The organism is Paenibacillus sp. FSL H8-0175 (genome assembly GCF_045040615.1).
In the GTDB taxonomy this organism is placed as follows: Bacteria; Bacillota; Bacilli; order Paenibacillales; family Paenibacillaceae; genus Paenibacillus_AQ; species Paenibacillus_AQ odorifer.
Genome location: NZ_CP150299.1, coordinates 4,923,608 through 4,942,893, shown reverse-complemented (window position 1 = coordinate 4,942,893; position 19,286 = coordinate 4,923,608). Strand labels below are relative to the sequence as shown.

21 protein-coding genes are annotated in these 19,286 nt (G+C 42.4%); 14 read left to right on the top strand and 7 right to left on the bottom strand.

Annotation, left to right across the window (positions count from 1 at the left end; translation table 11 throughout):
- Positions 1-31 precede the first annotated feature (31 nt).
- From MHH46_RS22065 to MHH46_RS22035, 7 genes are all read left to right on the top strand, one after another.
- Positions 32-883, top strand: a complete 852-nt coding sequence (locus MHH46_RS22065; protein WP_038572516.1) for an ABC transporter permease — start codon at positions 32-34, stop codon at positions 881-883.
- Complete coding sequence (locus MHH46_RS22060; protein WP_076129474.1) at positions 880-1,692, top strand: ABC transporter permease; 813 nt, start codon at positions 880-882, stop codon at positions 1,690-1,692. The genes MHH46_RS22065 and MHH46_RS22060 overlap by 4 nt, the downstream gene beginning before the upstream one ends.
- 31 nt (positions 1,693-1,723) lie before the next feature.
- Positions 1,724-3,082, top strand: coding sequence for an LLM class flavin-dependent oxidoreductase (locus MHH46_RS22055; RefSeq protein WP_076098651.1), 1,359 nt, complete (start codon positions 1,724-1,726; stop codon positions 3,080-3,082).
- 308 nt (positions 3,083-3,390) lie between these two features.
- The gene (locus tag MHH46_RS22050; protein WP_175618933.1) at positions 3,391-3,549 is read left to right on the top strand and encodes a hypothetical protein; all 159 of its coding nucleotides are present in this window, start codon (positions 3,391-3,393) and stop codon (positions 3,547-3,549) included.
- Between the two features lie 3 nt (positions 3,550-3,552).
- Positions 3,553-3,789: a hypothetical protein gene (locus MHH46_RS22045; protein WP_076193172.1), complete on the top strand. Its 237-nt coding sequence runs from the start codon at positions 3,553-3,555 to the stop codon at positions 3,787-3,789.
- 261 nt (positions 3,790-4,050) lie between these two features.
- The gene (locus MHH46_RS22040; RefSeq protein ID WP_368665109.1) at positions 4,051-4,386 is read left to right on the top strand and encodes a cyclic-phosphate processing receiver domain-containing protein; all 336 of its coding nucleotides are present in this window, start codon (positions 4,051-4,053) and stop codon (positions 4,384-4,386) included.
- A gap of 61 nt (positions 4,387-4,447) precedes the next feature.
- On the top strand, positions 4,448-4,738 hold the full coding sequence (locus tag MHH46_RS22035; protein ID WP_036676004.1) for a MazG nucleotide pyrophosphohydrolase domain-containing protein: 291 nt from the start codon (positions 4,448-4,450) through the stop codon (positions 4,736-4,738).
- Positions 4,739-4,816: 78 nt separating this feature from the next.
- Here the strand turns inward: MHH46_RS22035 and MHH46_RS22030 are convergent, their stop codons facing one another.
- Positions 4,817-5,566, bottom strand: a complete 750-nt coding sequence (locus MHH46_RS22030; RefSeq protein WP_076129478.1) for an SDR family NAD(P)-dependent oxidoreductase — start codon at positions 5,564-5,566, stop codon at positions 4,817-4,819.
- 164 nt (positions 5,567-5,730) lie between these two features.
- Here MHH46_RS22030 and MHH46_RS22025 point away from each other — a divergent pair, with 164 nt between their 5' ends.
- From MHH46_RS22025 to MHH46_RS22005, 5 genes are all read left to right on the top strand, one after another.
- A complete protein-coding gene (locus MHH46_RS22025; RefSeq protein ID WP_076193174.1) occupies positions 5,731-6,648 on the top strand; it encodes a LysR family transcriptional regulator in 918 nt (305 codons plus the stop codon).
- Between the two features lie 117 nt (positions 6,649-6,765).
- Entirely contained in the window at positions 6,766-13,215 is a 6,450-nt protein-coding gene (locus tag MHH46_RS22020; protein ID WP_076193176.1) for a phosphodiester glycosidase family protein, read from the top strand.
- A gap of 664 nt (positions 13,216-13,879) precedes the next feature.
- Complete coding sequence (locus MHH46_RS22015) at positions 13,880-14,053, top strand: hypothetical protein (protein WP_218642208.1); 174 nt, start codon at positions 13,880-13,882, stop codon at positions 14,051-14,053.
- A gap of 257 nt (positions 14,054-14,310) precedes the next feature.
- A complete protein-coding gene (locus MHH46_RS22010) occupies positions 14,311-14,970 on the top strand; it encodes a helix-turn-helix domain-containing protein (RefSeq protein ID WP_036676012.1) in 660 nt (219 codons plus the stop codon).
- A gap of 122 nt (positions 14,971-15,092) precedes the next feature.
- Complete coding sequence (locus MHH46_RS22005; RefSeq protein ID WP_036676014.1) at positions 15,093-15,401, top strand: hypothetical protein; 309 nt, start codon at positions 15,093-15,095, stop codon at positions 15,399-15,401.
- Between the two features lie 181 nt (positions 15,402-15,582).
- Here MHH46_RS22005 and sda read toward each other — a convergent pair whose 3' ends face one another.
- The 5 genes from sda to MHH46_RS21980 form a co-directional block, all read right to left on the bottom strand.
- The gene (sda, locus tag MHH46_RS22000) at positions 15,583-15,756 is read right to left on the bottom strand and encodes a sporulation histidine kinase inhibitor Sda (RefSeq protein ID WP_081383395.1); all 174 of its coding nucleotides are present in this window, start codon (positions 15,754-15,756) and stop codon (positions 15,583-15,585) included.
- Positions 15,757-15,976: 220 nt separating this feature from the next.
- Positions 15,977-16,312, bottom strand: a complete 336-nt coding sequence (locus tag MHH46_RS21995; protein ID WP_036676016.1) for a LytTR family DNA-binding domain-containing protein — start codon at positions 16,310-16,312, stop codon at positions 15,977-15,979.
- 21 nt (positions 16,313-16,333) lie between these two features.
- On the bottom strand, positions 16,334-16,453 hold the full coding sequence (locus MHH46_RS21990) for a cyclic lactone autoinducer peptide (RefSeq protein WP_143762758.1): 120 nt from the start codon (positions 16,451-16,453) through the stop codon (positions 16,334-16,336).
- Positions 16,450-16,977 carry an accessory gene regulator ArgB-like protein gene (locus MHH46_RS21985; protein WP_076129481.1) on the bottom strand — a complete coding sequence of 176 codons (528 nt, stop codon included), beginning with the start codon at positions 16,975-16,977 and terminating at the stop codon, positions 16,450-16,452. The genes MHH46_RS21990 and MHH46_RS21985 overlap by 4 nt, the downstream gene beginning before the upstream one ends.
- Positions 16,958-17,602, bottom strand: a complete 645-nt coding sequence (locus tag MHH46_RS21980) for a hypothetical protein (RefSeq protein WP_405132512.1) — start codon at positions 17,600-17,602, stop codon at positions 16,958-16,960. Before MHH46_RS21980 ends, MHH46_RS21985 begins: the two co-directional genes overlap by 20 nt.
- A 158-nt stretch (positions 17,603-17,760) precedes the next feature.
- Between MHH46_RS21980 and MHH46_RS21975 the strand changes: the two genes are divergently transcribed.
- Complete coding sequence (locus MHH46_RS21975; RefSeq protein WP_076193181.1) at positions 17,761-18,279, top strand: DinB family protein; 519 nt, start codon at positions 17,761-17,763, stop codon at positions 18,277-18,279.
- 64 nt (positions 18,280-18,343) lie between these two features.
- Here the strand turns inward: MHH46_RS21975 and MHH46_RS21970 are convergent, their stop codons facing one another.
- On the bottom strand, positions 18,344-18,913 hold the full coding sequence (locus MHH46_RS21970; protein WP_036676019.1) for a thymidine kinase: 570 nt from the start codon (positions 18,911-18,913) through the stop codon (positions 18,344-18,346).
- A 136-nt stretch (positions 18,914-19,049) separates the two neighbouring features.
- On the opposite strand from MHH46_RS21970, the gene MHH46_RS21965 reads away from it, so the two are divergent.
- On the top strand, positions 19,050-19,280 hold the full coding sequence (locus MHH46_RS21965) for a hypothetical protein (RefSeq protein WP_036676022.1): 231 nt from the start codon (positions 19,050-19,052) through the stop codon (positions 19,278-19,280).
- Positions 19,281-19,286 lie beyond the last annotated feature (6 nt).

The following is a 19,286-nucleotide window of genomic DNA, read 5'->3' as shown; positions in this document are numbered from 1 at the left end:
AAACCACAGATGTAGAAAAGAGGTTGTTTACATGCAATTCAGTGCTGAAAAAGCTGTGATCTCGCCACTAATTCATAAGAAGAATCCAGTAAAGAAGCGCGGACTTTCCATCCAAACGACGAATATATTGCTTGGACTTATCTTACCAATTGCTTTACTCCTGATTTGGGAGATAGCCGGAGCGATGGGAAAGTTAAATCCTATATTGCTGCCAAGGCCAAGTGAAATATGGCGGGAACTGGTTAGCTTGACCGCGTCCGGTGAGCTGGCGAAACATTTAGGCATATCCGCTTGGCGGGCACTGCTAGGTTTCTTAATTGGGGGAGGGCTTGGCTTAGCGGCTGGTTTGTGGGTAGGCTTTTCATACAAAACAGAACGTTTGCTGGATCCGTCGCTGCAAATGCTGCGCACGCTACCCCATTTAGCAATCGCTCCACTATTTATTTTGTGGTTCGGATTCGGTGAAACCTCAAAAATATTGTTGATTGCCAAAGGTTCATTTTTCCCATTATACGTGAACACATTTCTAGGAATCCGTTCGGTGGACAACAAGTTGTTTGATGTTGGGAGAGTACTGCAATTTAGTAAATGGCAGATGGTGAGTAAGTTAATTATTCCAGCCTCACTGCCCAACATCTTTTTAGGTATCCGTTTGTCTGTGGGCATAGCTTGGCTTGGACTTGTCGTAGCGGAGATGATGGGCTCTAGCTCAGGTGTTGGCTATCTAATCAATGACGCGCGATCGTTTTCTTTGACCACAGTGGTATTTGTTGGGATCATCGTGTTTGCTGTAGTAGGTAAACTGTCAGATTCATTAGTGAAGCTGTTGGAATCGAGATTGCTAAGATGGCAGGACAGTTATAGAGGAGATAAAGGATCATGAGCAATCACCTATCCAGTAATAAAATAGAGCGTCACGACGATGGTTTAAGCTGGATTCCAAAAAAACTGCATGGTTGGATTGTACCTCTAGCTCTAGTGGTGATTTGGGAAGTGGCAGCTGCGCTCCATCTAGTCTCTGCGACGACATTGCCTGCTCCATCTACGATTATTGCGCAGTTCTTTTCTTTAATAGCTAGCGGTGAGCTGTTTCGACATCTGGGGATTAGCGCCTATCGGGCAGGGCTTGGCTTTTTATTGGGATCTGCTACTGGACTGCTGCTTGGCTTATCTACAGGACTTGGGAAGTTGGTAGAGCGTACACTGGATCCATCTTTACAGATGCTTCGGACGATTCCATTACTTGCCCTTATTCCGTTATTCATTTTGTGGTTTGGTGTAGGTGAATTTTCTAAAATACTAATGATTTCATTAGGTGCTTTTTTTCCAGTTTATCTGAACACTTTCCTAGGAATTCGTAATGTTGATATCAAGCTTGTTGAAGTATCCCGTATTTTCCAATATACAAGATGGCAGTTGCTTAGCAAAATGATTATTCCGGCTGCAATGCCTAATATTCTACTTGGTATTCGCTTATCACTTGGTGCATCGTGGCTTGTACTCGTCGTAGCGGAGATGATGGGAACAAGTGCGGGGATAGGCTATATGATTCAGGATGCCAGAGCTTATTCGCAAACAGATATAGTATTCGTTGGAATTTCAATCTTTGCAGTGATAGGAAAACTTTCGGATTCCGCAATTCGATTGCTGGAGAGAAGATGGCTGCATTGGCGTGATACATTCAAAGGTTAACGAACTCTAGAATTCGAAAGGCAGGGTCATTATGGGAACCAGAAAAGATCAGCTACATTTAGGTGCATTTATTTATTATTCAGGACATCATCATTATGGCTGGCGTCATCCGGAATCGGGAGCGGATAAGATCTTCAATTATAAATTTTATCGCGAATTGGCAAAAACCGCCGAGCGTGGGAAGTTCGATATGATGTTTTTGGCGGATTTGTTGTATGTGATGGGTGCGGATCAAGCAGCTTCGGGTATGCTGGACCCATTGACGCTGTTGTCAGCCCTTTCGACAGAAACAGAAAAACTCGGATTAACGGCTACCGTATCGACCACGTATAACGAACCTTATAATGTGGCTCGCAAATTTGCTTCTTTAGATCATATTAGTGAAGGCCGAGCGGGTTGGAATATTGTCACCTCCCAGCTTGATGTGGAAGCTTATAACTATGGGAAGCCGGAGCATCCAGAGCACGGACTTCGGTATAAAATGGCACGTGAATTTGTTGAGGTGGCAACGCTTCTCTGGGACAGCTGGGAGGATGACTCTTTAATCGTCAACCGCGAAGAGGGACAATTTGCTGACGCGAAGAAGATCAAAGAAGTGGAATACAAAGGGGAGTGGTATTCTACAAAAGGAACCCTCAATGTTCCTCGCTCACCTCAAGGGTATCCTGTACTTATTCAAGCCGGATCTTCTGGTCCAGGACAAGATTTTGCAGCTAGTTTTGGAGAGGTGATCTTTACGGCACAGCAGTCGCTTGAAGCGGCTAAGGCCTTCTATGAAAGCGTCAATTCCAAATTAGCAGATTATGGCCGTGAACGTGGTAGCTTAAAAATTATGCCGGGCTTGTCTCCGATCATTGGAGCGACCGAAGAGGAAGCCCAAAGTAAATATAAAGAACTGCAGGAGTTGATTCCTCCTGCCGCTGTTGTTGGTATGTTGTCTGGCATGTTGAGGTTTGACCTGTCCGAATACCCAGTAGATGGACAGCTGCCTGAGATTCCTGATCCAGTAGAAGCATCAAATGGAATGAAAAGCCGGGTTCAGCTGATTATGGATATGGCTCGTAAGGACAAATTATCGATATTAGAATTAGGCCGCCGTTTGCTTGGTGCACGCGGACATATGCAGTTTGTTGGAACCTATGAACAATTGGCAGATTTAATGCAATTGTGGTTCGAAGAGTACGGCTGCGATGGATTTAATATTATGCCACCAGTACTGCCGGGCAACTTGGATGAATTTGTGGATCATGTTGTGCCCATCTTGCAAGCACGCGGCTTGTTCCGCACTGAGTATACGGGGAGTACCCTTCGTGAACATCTAGGATTGGAGCGTCCGGATATTCGTCATTTTCAGAATCGTAGAGTGGCTGAAATAGGGGCTGGTAAATAAGGTTGGATTCACTCCTTTATCGGTTTTTGAAGAACCAATAGAGGAGTGTTTTTGTTATAATAGAATAATCTGAATTGTAAAAAATCATTCTATAAATGCCACATTTTAAATGTTTACCGCCCTACAATAAGGTTTATATATGGTAAATATTGTGATAGACTTAAATAGTATTAGAGCACAACTACAGTGTTTGCAGCTGCATTGGTATTCTGGTCTAAACCATACCAAAGACGGATATGCTTAAACCAAGCAATAAAATGCTTGGGAGGTGTCATTCTAAAATGTGTGAGAAGGAGGAGGAAAATGGTATGAGTCTTGTACAAAAGAAAAAAAATATCCCTAACTCATTGTCTGAACATCCTAACTTCAAATCGAAAGTACCGCGTTTGAATGTAGTTGATGGAAAGGCTAAAATTGACTCTGATAACCGTCTCCAACAAAAATGGTTTGAGGAATTTAAGAAGTAATAGATGAATCTAAAAGCCGGGCAAGTTTTTTGGTATGAAGTAGATTATCCAAAAACAGGAGAAACCGAAATAAGACCAGTCGCAATAGTGGAAATTATTGATGGATTACCAATTTTTGTTGTTTTCGTTGCATTGACCCACTCTAAAATAAAAAATTTTGAAGGAAAGTATGATAAGTGGAAAATTCCATTATTTAAAGGAAGAGACTGCGGATTAGGGAAAGTTCATTTGCAAAAGTGAATTGCGTAGCCCAAGCGGAGGCCTCCTCCTTTAATTCATCTGATTACATCGGTCAACTAAACCCAATCGATTTAAAGAACGTTAAGAAAAAATTAATGGAATTCCTCGATTCAGGGGATGGATTTTGGTAAATTATACATAATTTTTTGAAGAACACTTCTTCAACGAAGTGTTTTTTTGTACCATAAAGCTGGAGGATACTGTTCACTAGATAAGGACGTCATGAAGAAATGAGGTTCGATATGATAACTGTTTATCTTGATGACTTACGAGACTGTCCAGAAGGGTTTACCTTGGCAAGAACATTTTGAAGACGCTGTTAAACTTTTCGAAAATAATGAAGTGAACATCCTTACGCTTGATCATGATTTAGGTGAAGACGCCGAGGGAATTGAACTAAAGAACGGGTATGATTTTGTGAAATACTTTTGTGAGCATGGTTTAAGGGCGAATAAGATTTATCATCATACGGATAATCCTGTAGGCAGAAGAGATATGTACGAGACCTTATTGGCAGCTCAACGCAGAGGTTTTATAAAGAAGGATATAGAAATTTACTATTATCCCATAACAGTCAATAAGTATAGTGGAGATTGATGGGACTAAGAGATGTGTTAATCTTTACATAACTTTATACCAAAAAGCGAGGCGTAAGGAAATGAATGCAGCAGAGTTTCAACAGTATGTTAAGGAGTTCAGTGAAATCAAAGGGTTTGATACCAGCACCATTGAGCAGAGAATGCTGTACTTAATGACTGAGGTTGGGGAGTTGTCCAAAGAGGTTTTGTCGGTATCTTTTCATCCAGATGCGGAGCGGAAAGAAAACTTGGGATACGAGATGTACGATGTGGTGTGGAATATTTTTGATCTGGCCAATAAACTTGGTATTGATCTGGAGCAGGCGTTTAAACGTAAGCTGGAGATTAATGAACAGAGGACTTGGGAGTAGGGTGTATCTATTGAATACTTTTAAAAAAATCCAAGGACCTCCCTCGAGGGAAGCCTTGGATTTTTTTCACCCTATACTTTATTTAAATGAAGCATAACCTTCATCAGCCATTACAACACTACCGTTAATTGCACTAGCTTCTGGTAAGGAGAGCAAGTATACAGTGTCTGCAACTTGTTCAGGTAATGTTAGTTTGTTACCCATTACTTTGCTCTTCATTTGGTCAACCATTCCTTGATCTTTATATCCTTGGATAATTGGCGTATCTACAGCGCCTGGAGCAACGGCAAGCACGCGGATGCCATGAACCGAAAGTTCAAGTGCTGCGGATTTAGTCATCATAATGACCGCACCTTTGGAAGCGTGATATGCGAATGTACCTGGGGAAGCTAGGAATCCAAATACAGAAGCTGTATTGATGATCACACCTTTGATGCCGAGCTCACGCATTTTTTTACCAGCAGCGATAATCCCATGGGCTACACCATGCTGATTGACATTAATGACACTGTGATAATCCTTAAGGTCTTGGTCTAGTACAGGAGTGACGCGGCCGATTCCGGCATTGTTGAACATAACGTCAATTCTTCCATAAGTATCTACAGTTTTTTGAACCAGCGCTTCGACATCTTCATATTTGGAAACATCTGTTTTGACGAAAATTGCTTCGCCACCCTCTTTAATAATTTGTGCTACCGTTTCTTCACCTAATTGTTGATTGAAATCGGCAACGACAACTTGATCACCTTTACTTGCAAATTTAATGGCGGTTTGTTTCCCGATTCCACTGGCTCCACCTGTTATTACGGCTACTCTTTTGTCTGTCATTTGAGTTTCCTCCTCAAGAAATATAGTTATACTAGAAATGAAAGTTGATATAGTAAAAATGGTTACTTACTAACTTATTTACATTGTAACACTTGTCTAAATTAATTAAAATTTAAGTAAATTTAATAGTTATTAAGTAAAGATTAACTTAAGGGGTGATTCAAATGAATTTGGAGCAATGCGAGAATATTGTAGAAGTCGCAAAGATTGGTTCTTTAACCAAAGCAGCTCAGAATCGTCATATCACTCTATCCGCAATGAGTCAGTCCATTACCATGCTGGAGGCTGAGCTGGGAGTTACTTTGTTCATCCGTTCGCGCGGGCAAAAGGCGGTTCCCACAGCAGAAGGAAATGCCATTATTAGCAAAGCAAATGAAGTCCTGATGAAAGTAAATGAATTAAAAGAAGAAGCACAGATTTACAGCGATACGTTAAGTGGTCATTTGAAAATTGCTACGATACCTGGACCCATGCATCTGATGGTGAAGGTAATCTCTAGTTTTAAGGCAGATTTTCCAAATGTGAAAATAGAGATTTTTGAAAAAGGACCCAAAGAAATTCTGGATAATGTACTTCAGGATGAAATGGATATTGGACTTATGGTCTCACCGGAGGGAATGCCTGGCACATATAAGGGGGTTAAGTTTGAACGGTTAATGGAAGGGAAAATTGTAGTTGGTGTACATCCACACTCACCGCTAGCCCTGAATTCAATCCTTACACCGGATCAGTTAGTGGGGCAGACGTTGGTTTTATACGATGATCCTTACATTAAGGACTATGTAGAGCGATATTTATCTGGCTATGGGCCGATCAATTTGCTTTTTGTAAGTAACAACACACGGGCGATTGAGAATGCAGTTGCAGAAGGACTGGCCATCACAATTGGTCTGGATTATTCGTTTCTTAAAATATCAGAGATGACTTCTGCCTTCATGAAAACCATCGAGTTACGATCACCAGATACCCGTGCGAAATATTCAGGAGCTATTGTCTCTGCTTCCAAACAGACCTCCCAGACCGCCCGAAGATTTATCAACAGGCTAAAGCATGAATTTGATGAAATGATTAGACGAAGTTAACAGTATGCCTTGGTAAATTTTATCTAACCTTTACGCTTCCTAGTTAATATTAACCCTATGATGTTGTCCAAGCTCAGATCGATATTAGGACAGCCAAGTGGGGAGGATGTCAACACAGTGAGAAGGTATCTAAGGCAAATTAATGTTGTTGTTATCTTTGTTTTGTTGATTTCGTTGTTACAACCGGGGGCAATTGTTCACGCTTCCATCTCTGATTTACCAGCAACAGACTACGGAACCGTTATTGATGTTCGCCAAACGGAGCTTGCACCTGGGGCGATGTATACCTGGATGGATCTCCAGAATGATCGTGGTTTACAAAAGATACATGCAGTGGAGTTCAACCCGCAACAAGGAAATTTGGAGCTGCGGGCAGGTACGAAGGATGGAAAGGTATACGGTATGAAGGGCGTTACAGAAATGGCCACGTATGCGGATTCACCTGAAAACCGAGTGATCGCAGGAATCAATGGTGATTTCTATGAAATCTCCGGTTTTGCTACGGGTGTTCCTAATGGGTTATTTATGGATGAGGGTGTAATCCTGAACAGTTCGATTTCAGCTTTTACTTTCGGTTTAAAAGAAGATGGCAGCTCGATTTATGGGGTGCCGAAGCTGACCAAAAACGTGACGATAAATGGAAAAACAACCAATCTGACTAGCATCAACCGATACCGAAATACAAATGAGCTGGTTCTTTATACGGAAGATTATAATACAACTACAAAGTCAACCAATGAGGGTGACGAGGTTGTTCTAGATATTGTCGAGGGAGAAGTGAAAAGCGGCCAGACCTTGAAGCTGAAGGTATCTGAAATCCGCAACAATCAAGGCAATACGCCGCTTTCCCAAGGAAAAGTGGTTTTATCTGCCCAGGGTACGTCCCGTGCTGTTCTGCAAGGGTTATCTGTTGGCGATAACGTTACTGCCAGCTTTGCGCTCAGCGGAGAATGGAATGATGTGAAGGTAGCTATTGGCGGCGAGGGGCCGCTGGTAAAAGACGGAGTAGTTCAACAAGGTGTAGGGCCTTTAGGAATTCATCCGCGGACAGCCATTGGGACAAAAGCGGACGGAAGTCTCGTTCTATTCGAAGTGGATGGAAGATCTCCAGGTTTTAGTGAGGGCGTAGATACCGATGAGCTTGGCAACATTCTGAAGGATATGGGCGTAGTGAACGCCATGAATCTGGATGGTGGCGGTTCTTCTACTTTTGTGGCCAGAATGCCGGGTACATCTGGTGTCCGAATGATGAATCAGGGCTCAGATGGTTACGAGCGTAAAACCGGTAACGGTTTATTGCTTGTCAATACAGCCCCTGAGCAACCTTCGGCTTCTAAGCTGGTTGTGCAGCCGAATACGGAACGTATTTTGCAAGGCTCCAGCTTTATATTCAAAGCGGCAGGAGTGGACGAGAACGGCCATCCGGCGCATTATTCGGGTACGCTGAATTGGCAGGTGGACGCTAACCTTGGTACTGTCGATGCGAACGGAGTCTTCACCGGAGGAATCACTGCCGGCACAGGAAATGTAATTGTAGAGGCTGGGGCAGTCAAAGGCAGTGTTGAAATTGAGGTTGTAGATAAGCTTACAGAGCTTAGGTTTCCTGATGAGATCAAAACTTATTCTTCAGGTGCTGCTGCACAATTAACTGTGAAGGCGCTACGTAATGGACAAGTGATTCAAGCTGACAACCCTAGCTTCGAATGGCGGGTTGAGGGCGAGATCGGAACCGTGGACGAGAAGGGTCTGTTTCAGGCGACGAGTGAGAACGGGAAAAACGGAAAGATTTATGCTAAATACAGGGACGTTGAGACCTCTTTTGAAGTAAATGTGGGGTTACCGCCTGTAATGCTGGAGGATTTTGAGAATGGCATTGATAAATATATAGCCTCTAGTGCAGCAGCTAACAGCGTGGCGATTCAGGAAGTGTCGGATCTGGATTTTGTCCGCAACGGGGACAAAGCCTTGAAGCTGGAATATGATTTTGTTAATAAAACAGGCACATCCGGTGCTTATTTAGCCGCAAGCTCAACCGCCAATCGGATTCAGATTCCGGGGTATCCTGAAAAGATCAGTATGTGGATCTACGGAGATGGCAAAAAGCACTGGCTGCGGGGACAGATTCGGGATGGCAATAATGCGGCAGTGCCAGTGGATTTTACTGATCAGGTAAATGGTGTGAACTGGACGGGGTGGAAATACGTCGAAGTATCCGTTCCTAAGGGGAAAACCACCCCGTTAACGATGGATATGCCTGTCCGCTATATGGAGACAAGCAATCTTAATAAGAGTGCGGGAGCTATTTACGTTGATGATATTCGTGCCATTTATGGCCCGCTAGAGGAGGACAGAATACCTCCTATTCTTAAAGATGCATATCCCGGCGTGAACGAAATTGTCAAAACAGCTACACCGACCCTTTCCGTCAATGGTGAGGATGATGGTTATGATCCAGTGATGCATCCGGGAACGACCTTAATCGATCCTGACAAAATACGAGTATATGTGGACGATCAATTAGTGGAGCATGGCTTTTATCCTCCAAAAGGTCAGATTACTTATAAACCAAAGGTTCCACTGACAGAAGGCCGTCATAAAGTAAAAGTTGCCATTCGCGATTTAAGCGGTAACCAGACGATAAAAGAATGGTATTTTACAGTAAATTTGGGCTCTCCGTTCTATGTGTACAAAACACCAGAAGTAGTATATGCCGGCAACACTTACATTTTGGACGTAACGGCAGAGAAAGCGAGCAAGCTGAAGGAAGGACATCTTACGTTTGCTTTTAATCCGGCTGCAGTTAAAGATTTGCAGGTAATTCGGGGGAATATGTTATCAGAAACACAAGTGGAGTCCATCATTGATCCGGTATTGGGCACTGTGCGTCTTAACTTAACGAATATCAATTCTTCCAATCTGGGAGATACGGATCTCATCGGGCAAATTCAATATACAGTTCGAAATGATTTTGTGGGTCCCTACACTCAGGAGCAGTTGGCTGGAGATATTAGCAAAGCTTTTGTAATTGAAAATACATCCGGATCGGTAACTTCTACAGAGGGTACTGGGGTTCCTATTTCTTTTATTGGAGCAGCTGTTGAATCTGTTGTGAAGACACAGTTGATGCTCACTTGGAACCATTATGATCTTGCGAAGGGCTTTGATGCATCTTTTGCGGTAAAAGATCTGAATGGAAGTGTCGTTGAAGGAGCAAAGCTGCTGTTCGATGGAGTGGAGGTACAAGGTGTTGCTTCAGGGGCAAGTGGAACACTAACTACTGACTTTGTCACTTCAGCAGAAGGAACTTTTAAATTGCAGGCGGTAAAAGGAAATACCTATAGTCCTGTAATGACGTTCAAGGTTGCTCCATATGACGCTACTGCAGCTCCGCGTAATGTTAATGTTACGATGGGCCAAGATGCAGCAACTTCTCGCCAGTTCACTTGGCAGACAGAACCGTTGACCATGGATACTGTAGTAGAACTTGTGAAAAAAGCGGAGTTTACAAGCTTTCAAGCTGCGAATGTAATAAAAATTACCGGTAGCAGTTCGATTTACAACACCAACAATGACGGAACGATGCGAGTTCATAAAGCGGAGGCCACTGCGCTTACCCCCGGAACGGAATATGTATATCGTGTGGGTGATGGCGAGTCAAATGTAAGTGAGCAAGGAGCTTTTGTTACAAGTGGTGGTGAGGACACTTCTACAAAATTCCTGTTTATCGGAGATTCCCAAGCAGATTCTAAGGCTGGTTTTGGTCTTTGGGGAGATACGATTGAAGCGGCTTACGCGTATATGCCGGATGCGGAAATGCTGGTTCATGCTGGAGATATGGTGGATAAGGGCTTTGAACAAGAGCAGTGGAACTGGTGGTTTGATGCAGCTCAAAAGCAGCTGATGAATACGACACTTGTTCCGATTATCGGGAACCATGAAGTGATGGGAACCAATGGAGATGGGGATTATCTGGCGCAATTCAATAACCCGCAAAACGGTGCGGCGAGCGTAAAAGGTACGAATTATTCTTTTGATATTAAGGATACGCACTTTGTGGTTATGAATACAGAGCATTCAGGTAGTCCGTTCACTGAACAGGCCGAGTGGTTGGATCAGGATCTTTCCGCTACAGATAAAAAGTGGAAGGTGATTTTTTTCCATCAAGGACCGTACGGCAGCATCTATTCGAATGAGCAGGTACAAGCGAAGTGGGTTCCGGTCTTTGATAAGCACAACGTAGATTTGGTCATGAACGGTCATGATCATATCTATTTGCGAACTTTTCCGATGAAGGAGGGTAAACAGGTTGCAGAAGGCGAAGGCACTCGGTATGTTATCGGCGGTTCCTCGGGTCCTAAGTTCTATGCGCTGACACCACGTTTTTGGCAGGAAAAAATATATGACGAAGATGAGCAAATCTATACGGCTGTTGAGATTGAGAAGAACGAGATTACGGTTACCGCAAGAACAGTAGACGGGGTTGAGATTGACCGTTTAGTAATCGGCAAATTGGTTCCGGAATCCATTACGCTGGATCAAACTGCTGTAGAGCTTGAGCCTGGGGCTAGCCTGCAATTGCAAGCTAAGGTGGGGCCGGATGAGGCTAATCATCTGACAAAGCTTTGGACCATCGTTCCTGATCCGGCAGAATCAGTTGTTACTGTAAATGAATATGGCTTGGTTACAGCATTGAAGCCAGGGACAGCTAAGATAAGAGTCACAGTGGCAGGTTACCCGAATATTTTTGCCGAAAGTACGATAACTGTAGATGCGCTGCAAGCAATTAAGCTTCAGGGAAAGAGACAGCTTAAACCGGAAGAAGTCGACCAATCTGTAACAGAAGCTGTCTACGCATCTGGGAAACGTACCGCAATATTAGATGGACTTCATTATTTCAGCTTGAATGAGCATATTGCTACGATCAATGAACAGGGTTTAGTTCAGGCTCATCAGGAAGGCTCCACTGTGATTTCAGTAACCTATAGGGAGTTCGCCTCGGAGTATAACCTTGTCGTAACAAATGATGAGACACCTATTCTTACAGAAATAACGATGAATGGGCCAGATTCGCTGGAACAAGGAAGTAAAGGCTCCGTTGTTGTTCAGGCGGTATACAGTGACGGCAGCAAGCAAGAATTGTTCGAGGGAGTAATCTTTGATACATCTGATCATTCCATTGCAATGATTAGTGAGGCTGGAGAACTTCATGCTTTGAGTGCTGGTACAACAAAAGTCAGCGCTGTTTATAACGGTTTGAGCACTGAATATATTCTGATAGTGACTGAGGGCTCGCCGGGTACGACACCAAGCCCAGAGCCGACACCAACACCAACACCAACACCAACACCAAGTCCAGAGCCAACATCAACGCCGGGTGCTTGGGTGCCGGGACCTGCGGTGACACCAACGCCAACCGCTACACCAACTCCGTCGGCATCAGCACAAACGGGCGTAGTCACCATAACGGCTTCTCAACTGTCAGAGAGCAAGAATGCTCAAGGTGAAGTTGTGGTTTCTGTTAATGGGGCGGTTACGGAATTACTTTTGCCAGGCAATGCAGCAGAGCTGCTTGGACGCGCACCGCTTAGAGTGGTTATGCAGGATTTATCCGTTACGATTCCTGCTACAGTACTGGCAGAACTAAGTAAGCTAATCTCAGCTGAGGCTCTTGCCAAGAGTACGATTTCGCTACGGCTGAAACCTGTAGCTGATAATACAGCAGTGGATCTGTTGGCTCGTGCAAGTGCACTTGCGGGTGCACAATTGCGGGCGAAAAGTGATCTGCGGGAATGGTCGCTTAGCATATTCACACAAAATGATCAGTCCTTCTCGTTAAGACAGTTTGCAGAGCCGATTATGATTTCATATAAGGTCGGTGCAGATGTAGATCGAAGCTTATTAGGTATTTATTTTATCGAAGACGTGGGTAAATTAGAGTATATGAGCAGTACATGGACGAATGGTTATCTATCTGCTGCCGTCAGTCATTTTAGTAAATACGTTGTTTTAGAAGTTGATAAAACATTCAAAGATTTGAAGTCCGATCACTGGGCTTACCTTGCTGTGAAGCAGCTTGCGGTAAAACAGCTTGTACAGGGTGTAGCTGCGGACCGATTTGATCCGAACCGTGCGGTTACACGGGCGGAGTTCACAGCGATGTTAGTTCGTGCGCTTGGCTTGAAAGGTCAAGCGGAACCTGGTTTCGCTGATGTACCTGCAGATAAATGGTATGCAGAAGCAGTAGGGTTAGCCAAACAAGCAGGAGTGATTAACGGCCAGACTGCTTCACAGTTTGAACCGGAGGCGAAGATTTCCCGCCAGGAGATGGCTGCAATGCTGGCTCGTGCATATGCTTACGCGAAGAGTAATGTATCTGTAGCTAGCCGTAACATTTCGGCATTCAACGATATTGGTTATGCTCCACAGTGGGCTCAAGAGGCAATCAGCGAAGTGTACAGACTTGGTTTGATGCAAGGACGGGCTGAAGGACAATTTGCACCGAACCAAAACGGAACACGTGCTGAAAGTGCACAGATGATCCTCAACCTGCTGAGTGTTATGGAGTAATGATTGTGGCCAGTCTCAGGTTGATGGGGACTGGCTGTTTTTTTGATAATTGGATTAGTTGGATATGTGCAGGGTACGCACGCATGTACACAGAGGGGGAAAGCGAATTAAAAGTAAAAACAGGTGGTGAGACACAAAGGATTGGAGAAGGGGAAATGTAGAACGGAAAGTTAAGGCAGGCTCGCTGAGGCAGGCTAAAGTACGCTCGCTGAGGCAGGCTAAAGTACGCTCGCTGAGGTACGCTAAAGCTAAAGTACGCTCGCTGAGGTACGCTAAAGCTAAAGTACGCTCGCTGAGGTGTGCTAAAGCTAAAGTACACTCGCTGAGGTACGGATAAACCTAAGACACGCTCGCTGAGGAACGCTAAAGCTAAAGTACGCCAACAGCGATGCACACTTGGTAAGTTCGGCTCGGACGAGCTACTTTTATCAAGAAAGTTTGTTTTAACAGATAGCCTCGATGGTTTGGGATCGTAACGGACTGTATTGCCGCTATTTTAACTTTTTGGTCCATTTTTCCAAATTTTCGGACTCCATAGCTCTTATTGTCATACTTTTGCCCGGAATCGTAATATATTTTAATGAATAGCTGCATCTGAGTCCGATAGATGAGCAGAATGGCTGAAATCAGCTTAATAAGGTCTCCTCGGTCCGATGAGGTAGAATTGAGTGAGCTAGGTGAGTTAGTTGAGTCAGGTGAGCTAGTTGAGCTAGTTGAGCTAGGTAAGCAAGGTGAGCTAGTTGAGCTAGTTGAGCTAGTTGAGTTAGGTGAGTCAGGTGAGCTAGGTGAGTCAGGTGAGCTAGTTGAGCCAAGTGTGCCAAGTGAGCCAGGTGAGTAAAGTGAGCAGAAAGCGGAAGGTAAGACCAAGAAGATGGATGGGGCTTAAGCAGAAAGTAAAACTGAGGCGAGTAACGAGCATATTCCAAATCCTTACAGACGAGCGCTGAGTCTTTTTCCGGTATTTTGTAAAGATAGGGTTATATTGGGCGTGGAATACTGGGAATTACTCTTCAGAGGCAAGTAAAAACAAGGAATAATTGTTATTAGCCAACACAAATTGTTATGTTGTGTTATGATAGTAGGGAGGTGACTCCCATGAATGATTTTGAGAACTATCCCGATGAGCTGGGTAATTTCATTCGGCACATCAGAAAGACGAGAGGGTTAACCTTAAGAGGACTGGAAGAAAAGAGCGGTATAAGTTACTCACAGCTTAGCAAAATCGAACGTGGAGAGAGCATTCCGCTTAAAGACAATCTGGACAAGATCATTGAAGCGCTTGGAACGGATCTGAAGAATCGGATGTACCATTTGGCAGATTATATGCCAGATATTGAATATATCAAGACCTTGAAGCAAGGATATGAGCTGCCACAGCTCAAACAGTCTCAAGATTACATCTACGAGACAGCCTTTAACAAGCTTAAGGAATTCAGAGCGAAGGAAGGGAAAGAAACATCGTACGTTTCCTTTGATTCGAATGAAGTTATAGTTTACGAAACGGAATATGGGGCAGGAATGGTAATAGAGAAGATTGAGAAATACAATCTGACCGATGTCCTGAACGATAAGTTTGAGGGTAACCTCGACTCCTTAAGAAAGAGCCCCCGTAAAGGGCGTCAAGCCTTTCTATTTGGCGAGTGGCTACGGGAGTGCGTTTATGAACTGAAGGAAGAGGAACAGGATCAGGTCATACAAGCACTTAAAGAATTTACTCAGTTTAAAGTACAACAAATAAAGGGTGCTTATAAATAATGTATGCCTTTTGCTAATGATCTCAAAAATGAATGAATGTTGCCCTTTCTTGCAGCCATCTATTCATCTTGATCCATAAACTAACAACTAAAAATGGTTTGACAGAAAAGGGGATATTAATAATGAAAATTAACATGAAGTTTACCAGCAAGGGCAAAGTCGCTATAGAAAATTTTAATAACGAGGAATTGCTGGAGATCTTCGCACGTTACATCAAGACATTATCCAAAAAGTATGACATCGAAGTTGATGTTCCTCTTGAAGCGAATCAAAACATTGTTGGTGATGGTGCGGTAATCGCAACTGCAAAAAATGTGAAATGTGATGTTGAAACTTTCTTTAAAGAATTGGGCAGAGATATTAAAGTTCCCTTGAAGAAAAGACTCGGCGGCAAATTGGAAAATGTTTTCAAAACAGAAATTACAGAATAGAGCATTATTTTTATCTGAGATTAACCATCATATGTGCATATAAAAAAGGTAGGGCCGCGGAGGCTCTACCTTTTTTATGTTAATGTAGTTGACTTAAGGCGACCTAAGGAGCTTATTGTTGGTTGAAGCTGAAGAAAAATGTGTACCATGCGTCAGTGTGAATTTAATGGGGAAGGGGATGTTATATATTTTCAGAATCTATGAGATTTCTACTTCTCATGATCTCTTTAATAATTTCAATGAAATCCGGTAACGCATGGGCATCAATCGCTAGCTCATAGATTCTTAGTAAATCCTCGTCAGATATAGATTCCAGAGATGAGGGCCGTGGAGAGGGATGAAAATAGTAATTCATTATGATCCTCCATCATTAATTGTTTTTATTATAGGTTTATCTATATGGTATCATTTGGAATAGGATCCGTCTCCTGTCATTCATCCTACGAATTTATCTTTACATTTGAGGATTATTATGGCATAATGTGCGATTTTGAGGAAATTGCTAAAAAGTTTCAATTTTTAATAAAATAATCCCGGCATGCGTGAACATGCCGGGATTATTAAAAAACTGAATTTTATTCTGACGGTTTTTTCTTTTGTGAAGCAAGATACTTCTTAAGGCGAGGTTCATTGGATTCCGAAACAGTAGTGAACTGCGTACCTTGATTAAAGCATACAATCTTCCGCCCGGGATCATAGCCTTCTATGTTGTTGATATTGACGACATTGCTGCGGTCAAGGCGTTCGAATCCCTTACCCTCATACGCTACGGAAAGATCGGAAAGCGTGGTGGGGAGAATAAATTCGCCTTCTTTCGTATGGACGAATATTGTATTCTTATAATTCGAGAAATACAATATATCTTCCTCTAGAATATCACTAGAGGAACCGTCTTTCTGTAAGACACGCATCGTTTCCCCATCCTTGTTTAATTACTTGCGCAGTTCTTTTGGAATCTTAGGGCTGTGAGCAAATGGTTTCAGAATTGTTGCAAAAACAGTAGCAGAAGTACCTAAAATGTTAGAAGCATAACGAGCTAAGTTTTTTTTCATCTGATTGTCCTCCTTTGTAATGGGATTATGACTGTAAAGGATTGAACTAAAAATGCCAATCCAATGACAGGCGAATGGAGCCGAAAATTTAAAAAAACCAGAATTATGGAAAGTAGCTTTAAACCCAAATACCATTCTTTGGGGATTTGGGCATTAGCATCAGGATTCGGAGCACATAAGATCATTACAAGTAAAGAAAAAAGATTAATCCAAATCAAATGGTTATGTATTAGATAAGTTATATGAGGGATCAGTGAACAGATAAAGATAGATACAATATTGCAGGCTCTTGCGGATTTTAAATGCACACCACCAGATGACATTCTTAGGAGCATGAAGCTGAATAAGGCTAAGAATGTTTCCTTTAGCTGTCCAGTGAGCCCGCCAATGCATAAAGAAGTCATAATAATGAATAAAGTATTCAGAATAATGCTAAGGGCATAATGCATGATTTCAATTGAATGCGATTGCTCTGGATTACTTTTCTTAATGACCTCAACAATTTTAAGTGCTAAATGACTCATAGTTATTTCTGTCCTTTTTGTATGAGAAATATAGATATCCCCATAATATTACCCCATAGAAAATTGGGATCAAGAAAAAGAAATTAGATTCAATAAAGTAGGTGAATAAAGTAACGACAATTACTGTAGGAAGATTAAGAGCGAATAATATTTTTTCACTAGTTGTTGGTTTGACTTTTACATCGGGTTTATCAGGTACAAAGTCAAATCCAATACGTTTATAGCCCACATACATACCAATGAGAATCGCGGCTAATGCTGATAAAATCTGCATTGTCATTATGTTTTTTGTAATCGGGTCCGAAGTATTTAGAGGCATGGACATTACAGAGTTTAATAGATACACAATACTGGCTTGAATCACCGAGTAAGCTTGATAGGCCATCCCGGTTAATATTGAAGCGTAGAAGGGATGAATCCGGAATAACATCCACATAAAACAAAACATTAGTGCAAATTGTGAGAAAATATCTAATGGGAAAATCCCATAGTTGATCCTAATTGTATAAGAACAAAAGCCCATAATAAAACTAGCAAACACCATCTCTTTATGATATAGATCAATTTTGAAGATTTTGAAAGCCAGAAAAAACATTGCATAAGTCTCTAGTATTGAAAATATCATAAAAAGAATAAAATCTAGCATGCCGACACTCCCGATGACTTCTAGTTTAACTAACCCTATTATTGCAAGTATCGTATAAAATGAGCTAAAATACAACAACTACAGTATAATTTTCCTCCTATTTTTTCAAAAAAATTCAAAATGAGAGGGGTTTAGACATGGATCGACGTCCAGAAAGCAGTGAGTATCTCAAAGAATTATCAAAATATGTCGATTTAGTGCCAGCTGAAGGAGACATCATTACTATTTTTAGAGAGCAGACGGATGAGATTTTCACTTTTATTTCGAATCTTACGGAAGAACAAGGGGACTATCGTTACGCTCCGGAGAAATGGAGTATCAAGGAAATGGTCGGACATCTGGCTGATACCGGAAGAATCATGTCCTACCGTTTATTGTGCATCGCCAGAGGGGATACGACTCCACTGCCGGGTTTTGAAGAGAAAGACTATGTACTTACCGCCAATTTCGAAGCGCACACTTTAAAAGCATTGCTGGCCCACTACAAGCTTGTTCGAGAATCGACATTACTCTTAATGGAAACTCTGCCGGAGGAAGCATGGATCCGGAAGGGAATCGTTAACGAGGCTACTCTTTCTGCGAGAGCTCAGGCCTGCATTATGATTGGACATGACCATCATCATTTGAATATTCTTAAAGAAAGATATTTAGGGTAATATCTTCTTAATCAAAAAAGCATTCCAATAGCCTTTATGGCCTTGGGATGCTTTTTATACACGGCTATAGCGGTGGATTCTTGTGACATTTGCGGCATACCGGATAGTAAGCTTCATTGCCACCAATCTGGATTTGCTTGCCGCTATATACGGGCTTGCCGTTTTCTACTCGTAGAGCCATAGTAGCTTTGCGCTCGCAGAACCAGCAGATCGTCTTCATTTCCTCAATTTTATCAGCGTAGATCAGCATATATTTGCTGCCTTCAAATAACTGATTCTGAAAATCATTTTTAAGTCCGAAGGCCATTACCGGAATGCCCAGCTCATCAACGATACGCACTAGCTGGAGAATACATTCCTTGCTTAGAAATTGACATTCATCAATAAGTACACAGTGTGGTTTAGGTTGGTTACTGCTGACGATATTATAAATATCTGTGTTCTCATCGATGGGGATTGCTTGTTTCCGAAGCCCAATACGAGAAGAAATAAAACCAACCTCGTCCCGGTCGTCTATGGATGGAGTGAAAATGAGCACCGATTTCCCCTGCTCTTCATAATTATGTGCAACCTTGAGTATCTCAATAGATTTACCACTGTTCATTGCTCCGTATTTGAAAAACAATTGTGCCACTTCCATCTATCCTTTCGTAAAAAACATTGATTATATCTTAAAAATGCGACCATATTAGAGTATCATATTCGGATCAGATGTATCCAGTGAAAACATTGCGATTGATTGGATGTGGTATGATAAGAGGTAATAAGAGATGGGAAAGGAAGTAATAAGTGTGACTGAAAGATTAGACGAATATAAGGAACGGTTAGCTCTTTTGCAGCAGAATGGAGATTTATCCAGTGACACTGAAAGCTTGCTGGAAGAAATGATGGCGGATTTGGTGGAATTGAATCGGAGTAATAAAGCACTGCGTCGAGCAATACTGAAAACTGGACAGGCTTCCACGATGTCAACTCGGTTAAGGGATGCACTGTACGAATAGAAAAAG